The sequence below is a fragment of the Actinokineospora bangkokensis genome (genome assembly GCF_001940455.1).
Classification (GTDB): Bacteria; Actinomycetota; Actinomycetes; order Mycobacteriales; family Pseudonocardiaceae; genus Actinokineospora; species Actinokineospora bangkokensis.
Genome location: NZ_MKQR01000006.1, coordinates 35,673 through 41,297, shown reverse-complemented (window position 1 = coordinate 41,297; position 5,625 = coordinate 35,673). Strand labels below are relative to the sequence as shown.

Genomic DNA, 5,625 nt, shown 5'->3' with positions numbered 1-5,625 from the left:
GGCGCATCCTCCGGTCCCGGTCGATCGCGGGGCCCGCCGCACCCGGCGGCGGGTCGCCCGCTGGGGTCAGTCGCGGGTGGTCAGGTCCAGGGCGAGCAGCGAGGCCACCAGCGGCTCGCCCTGGGTGGTGGGCCGCTCGTCGGGGTGGTCGAGCCACAGCCGCCTGCGGTCGAACCGGGGGCGGGGCAGCGGCACCCGGGTGGGGGTGGACGGCGGTGGCGCGCTCGCCACCAGGTGCGCGTTGGTGCCGCCGAGGCCGAACGAGCTGACCCCCGCCACCCTCGGCCCGGCGGGCCAGTCGAGCACCGAGGTCACCGGGGTCAGCGGCGAGGACGCGAAGTCGAACCGCGGGTTGGGCCGGTCGCAGTGCAGGGTGGGCGGGATGCGCCCGTGCGCCAGCGACAGGGCCACCTTCACCACCCCGGCCATCCCCGCCGCGCTGAGCAGGTGCCCCACGTTAGACTTCACGCTGCCCAGGCGCACCGGGCCGGGCACGCCGCCGAACACCTCGGTGAGCCCGCGCAGCTCGATCGGGTCCCCGATGAGCGTGCCGGTGCCGTGCGCCTCCAGCAGCCCCACCTCGGCGGGGTCGCGGCCCGCCATGGCGAGCGCCTGGCGCACCACGTCGGCCTGCGCGGCCGGGTTGGGGGTGGTGACGCCCATGGTGCGGCCGTCGTTGTTCACCGCGACGGACTCGATCACCGCGTGCACCCGGTCGCCGTCGCGCAGCGCCGCGGCCAGCGGCTTGAGCAGCAGGACCCCGCAGCCCTCGCCGGGGACGAACCCGTCGGCGGAGCTGTCGAACACCCGGCAGCGCCCGGTGGGCGACAACGCCCTGGCGGCGCTGAGGTCGACGTAGGTCTCCGGGTCGACCAGCACCTCCACCCCGCCCACCACGGCCAGCTCCGACTCCCCCGCCAGCAGGCTGCGGCAGGCGACCTGCACCGCCACCAGCGACGACGAGCAGGCGCTGTCGACGACCAGGTTGGGCCCGCGCAGGTCGAACTGGTGGGCCACCCTGGCGGCGATGAAGTTCTGGTCCGAGCGCAGCACGTCCGTGCGCACCGGCACCCGCCGCCCGTAGTCCGACAGCCGCGCGCCCGCGACCACCGCGACCCGGCGCCCGCGCAGCTCGGCGGGGGTGTACCCGGCCTCGGCCACGCACTCGGCGGTGCCCTCCAGCAGCAGCCGGATGGCCGGGTCGAGGCAGCGGGCCTCGTCCTCGGTGAGGTCGAAGGCGGCCGGGTCGAACCACTCCACGCCGTCGACGAACCCGCCCCACCGGCTGATCGAGCGGCCCAGCTCCGGCGTGGGCGACCACCACCGGGACGCGTCCCAGCGGGAGGCGGGCACCTCCCCGACGGAGTCCCGGCCCGCGAGCAGGTTGTCCCAGAACTGCGCGGGGGTGTCGGCGCCGGGGAAGCGGCACGCCATCCCGATGATCGCGATGTGCCCCTGCGGCGCCGGAACCGGCGACGGCGCAGGCGCAGTCAAGGCCGCGGGAACGGGTGCGGGCACCGGGACCGGAGCGGGCGCAGGTGCTGGGGCGGGCGCGGCGGCCAGGTCGACGCCCAGGTGTGCGGCCAACCGCTCCAGCGTCGGGTGGACGATCATGGCGGACGGGTCCACCGCCCGCCCCAGCCGCGACTCCACCCGCAGCAGCAGCTCACCGAGCAGCACCGAGTCCACCCCGAGGTCCCCGAACTCCGCCGTCGGGTCGAGGTCGGGCACGGGGATGCCCAGGGCCTCGGAGAACAGCTCCACCAGCCACCCGCCCGCCTGCTGCCGCGGCTCGACCGGTGCCGCGTCCCCCGTCTCCCGGGGCGCGGTGGTGATCAGCGCGGCCGGGTCGACCGGCCCGGCGAGCGGCGGGCAGGGCAGCACGACGGTGCCGGTGGGCAGGGCGAGCACCCTGTCCACCACCCGCAGCCCGGCGGCGTCGGTCAGCGGCGCGATGCCCACCGGCGCGCAGGGGTTCGGCAGGCCGCTGGTGGACCCGCTCTCGGCCCACTGCGGCCAATCCACCGACCGGAACTCCGCGCGCCCCGAGGCCACCAGCCCGCGCACCACCGCGTCAGCGGCGAGGTTGGCCACCGCGTAGTCCCCGACCCCGGCCGCCAGCGCGGGCACCGAGGCGCACACCGACGAGAACACCAGGAAGAACGCCAGCCGATCATCCGCGGTCGCCGCGGCCAGCCGCTCCAGCCCGTCGAGCTTGGGCGCGAGCACGGCGTCCAGGTCCGCGGGGTCGCCGTGGGCGAAGGCCGGTCCACCGCGGGAGCCGATGCCCGCGCAGTGCACGACCCCGCGCAGCGGCGCCACCGCCCGCACCTCGTCCAGGAACGCCTCCACCCCGGCGAACCCGCCCGCGTGCCGCAGCACGCGCACACCCCGGGCCCCCAGCTCGTCCGCGACGGCCGTCGACTCCCGCACCCCGACCAGGGCCACCACGCGGGCGCCGCGGTCGACGAGGTGCCGGGCGACCACGGCACCCGTGCCGCGCGTCCCGCCGGTGACGAGGTAGGCGCCCGCCGGGTCGCAGCCCAGCGGCACCCACGGCGCGTCCACGGCCACCAGGCGCGGGCGGTACCGCACCCCGGCCCGGTAGCGGACCTCGCCCACCGCGTCGGCCACGGCCCACTCAGCGCGCACCTGGTCGGCGGAGCAGGCGTCCGTGTCGAGCACGGTCGCCGTGACCCGGGTGTGCTCGGCGGCCAGCACCCGCACCGCGGCGGCCGTGCGCACGTCCGCACCCGCCACGTGCACGATCCGCAGCGCGTCGCGCGGCCGTTCCCGCACGAGCGCCCTCAGCACGGCCACCCGCGCCTGCCACGGCACGTTCCCGGGCAGGTCGACGACGCCGCTGACGGGAGCGCCGCCCGCCAGCGCCGCGCGCAGCCCCACCTCGTCCCGCACGGGAGTGCCGCCGAGGTCGGCCACCATCCCGGCGTCGCCGCCCAGGCACAGCACCCGCCCGAGCGGAGCGGGGGCGACCGGCGCGGGCTCGGGCACCCACTCCTTGCCCAGCAGCGGCACCTCGGCTGTCGCCGCGGGCTGGACGGGCTGAGTGGCATGGGTGAGCTGCGCGGGCTCTGGCACCCAGCAGCGCACCCGGGCGAACGGGTAGGCGGGCAGCGGGACGATCGACCGCCCCGGCTCGTGCCGCCGCTCCCAGTCGACCACCCCGCCCGCGACCCAGTGCGCGGCCAACTCCTGCGGCCCGGCGCCCTCGGACGGCACGGCGGTCGGGTCGACAGCGCCAGGCGCCCGCCCGAGCAGCACCCTCGGGTCGTTGCGGTAGTCCGCCAGGCACTCCCGCAGCTCCGCGAGGTCGGACACCACCACGGCCAACCGCTGCCGCAGCGGCTCGCGCCCCACCTGCAAGGTGAACGCCAGGTCGGCCAGCGCGGGACCGGACCCCGCCAGCAGCTCGGCCGCCCGCCCGGCGTCGACCGCCTCCCCGGCGGCGATCGCCCGCACCACCGCCAGCAGCCGGGCGGGGTCCGGACCGCGCTCCTCCCCGAGGAACGCCCGCAGCCGCCCCACCAGCTCATCGAGCCGGTCCGCGTCGTAGGCCGAGAGCACGACCACCTGCGGTCCGGCGGGCGCGGCCACCGCCGCGCGCTCCGGCGCCGCCGCCACCACCGCGTGCGCGATGGTGCCGCCCGCGCCGAACGAGCTGATGCCCGCCACCCGCGGCCCGCTCCAGTGCGCCGCCGCACGCTGCACCCGGAACGGCACCGACGCCCAGTCGATGTCCGGGTTCAGCTCCTCGGCGTGCAGCGAGGGGGCGAGGGTGCCGTGCCGCAGCTGGAGGACCACCTTGGTCAGCCCGGCGAGCCCGGCGGCGGCCTCGGCGTGCCCGATCGTCGACTTCACCGACCCGATCGGCACGCTGCCCGCGGGCCGGTCGCCGAACGCCCTGGTCAACCCGTCGACCTCGACCGGGTCCCCGAGGGCGGTGCCCGCGCCGTGCGCCTCGACGTAGCCGACCTCGGCCGGGTCGGTGCCCGCCGCGCGCAGCGCCCGGCCCACCACCTCGGCCTGCGCGGCCGGGCTCGGCACCAGGAACCCGTTGGTGCGCCCGGCGTGCACGACCGCCGTCCCGCGCACCACCGCGTGCACGGGGTCGCCGTCGGCCAAGGCGCGCTCCAGCGGCTTGAGCACCACGACGCCCACGCCCTCGGCCGGGGCGAAGCCGTCGCCGCCCTTGCCGAAGCTGTGGCTGCGGTGGTCGGTGGCCGTCAGCGACATGCGCTGCTGCTGGCGGAACTTGTTGGGGTGCAGCGACAGGCTCACCGCGCCGCTGATCGCGACCTCCACCTCACCGCGGCGCAGGGCGCCCACGGCCAGGTCGAGCGCCACCAGCGCCGAGGAGCACATGGTGTCCACGGTGAGGCTGGGGCCGCGCAGGTCGTAGAAGTACGACACCCGGTTGGCCACCCCGCCCAGCGTCGCGCCGGAGTCCTGCGGGCTGCCCAGCGCGGTCGACTCGGCCCCGAAGAGCGGGTACTCGTTCCACATCGCCCCCGCGTAGACCCCGACCGAGGACGCGTGCCGCTCGCGCAGCCGGGCCCTGGTGTACCCGGCGCTCTCCAGCGCCTCCCAGGTGACTTCGAGGAACTGGCGCTCCTGCGGGTCCATCAGCGCGGCGTCGCGCGGGGTGATGCCGAACAGCAGCGGGTCGAACCGGTCCACCGAGGCGAGGTAGCCGCCCTCCATCAGCTCCACCGGCCACGACGGGCGGGCCCGGTCGGCGGGCAGCGGGGTCACGCAGTCGCGGCCGTGCACGAGGTTGTCCCAGAACGCGTCCAGGTCCGGTGAGCCGGGGTAGCGGCCCGCGATGCCGATGACGGCGATCGCCCCCGAACCCGCCCGCGCCACGACGGGTGCGGGTTCCACTGTGGACTTCGCGGTGAGCGCGGCGGCGACCTCCGCGAGCGTGGCGTGCTCGAAGAACAGCGTCCGCGACCGCACCCCCAGCTCCGCCTCCAGCCGGGCGTTCAGCCTGGTGATCACGAAGGAGGACAACCCCAGGTCGGTCAACCGGGCGTGCGCGTCCACCCGCTCGGCGGGCACTCCCGACACCTCGGCGTACAGCGCCACCAAGCGGTCCAGCAGGTCCGGTGACACGGGCACGGCACCTCCCCGGGGGCTGGTCTCGCGGCGGAACGGGTACCCGGGCAAGGCGACGCGGCGCGGTCGGGCGGGCCACAGCGCGCGCCAGTCGACCGCCGCGCCGCCCACCCACTCGACGGCGGCGTCCCACTCCTCGGACGCGGTGGCGCGGGCGGAGCCGGAGGCCACACCCTGTGCGACACCGGGCGCCGCCCCACCCGACGCGACGGCGTCCAACCCGGACAGCAGCTCAGCGGCCGTGGCGCAGCGCACAGCGGCCCTGTGCCGCAACGGGATCCGCCCCACCTGCGTGGTGTAGGCGACCTCCGCGACGGCGGGGTCGCGGGTGGCGACGTGCTCGCGCAGCAGGCGGGCCACGGCGGCGAGCTGGTCGGCGTCGGTGGCGGAGAGGAGCACGGCGTGCGCGGGTGAGCGCTCTGGTGGGTGCGTCACGACACCTGCCCGGGGGAGTGCGGGGAGCCGCGGTCCACGGCCTCGCACCACGCT

At 77.2% G+C, this 5,625-nt stretch carries 1 protein-coding gene; it reads right to left on the bottom strand.

What is annotated here, in order from left to right; translation table 11 throughout:
- Window positions 1–66: 66 nt before the first annotated feature.
- Window positions 67–5,571 carry an SDR family NAD(P)-dependent oxidoreductase gene (locus BJP25_RS03860; RefSeq protein ID WP_075973385.1) on the bottom strand — a complete coding sequence of 1,835 codons (5,505 nt, stop codon included), beginning with the start codon at window positions 5,569–5,571 and terminating at the stop codon, window positions 67–69.
- Window positions 5,572–5,625: the final 54 nt, after the last annotated feature.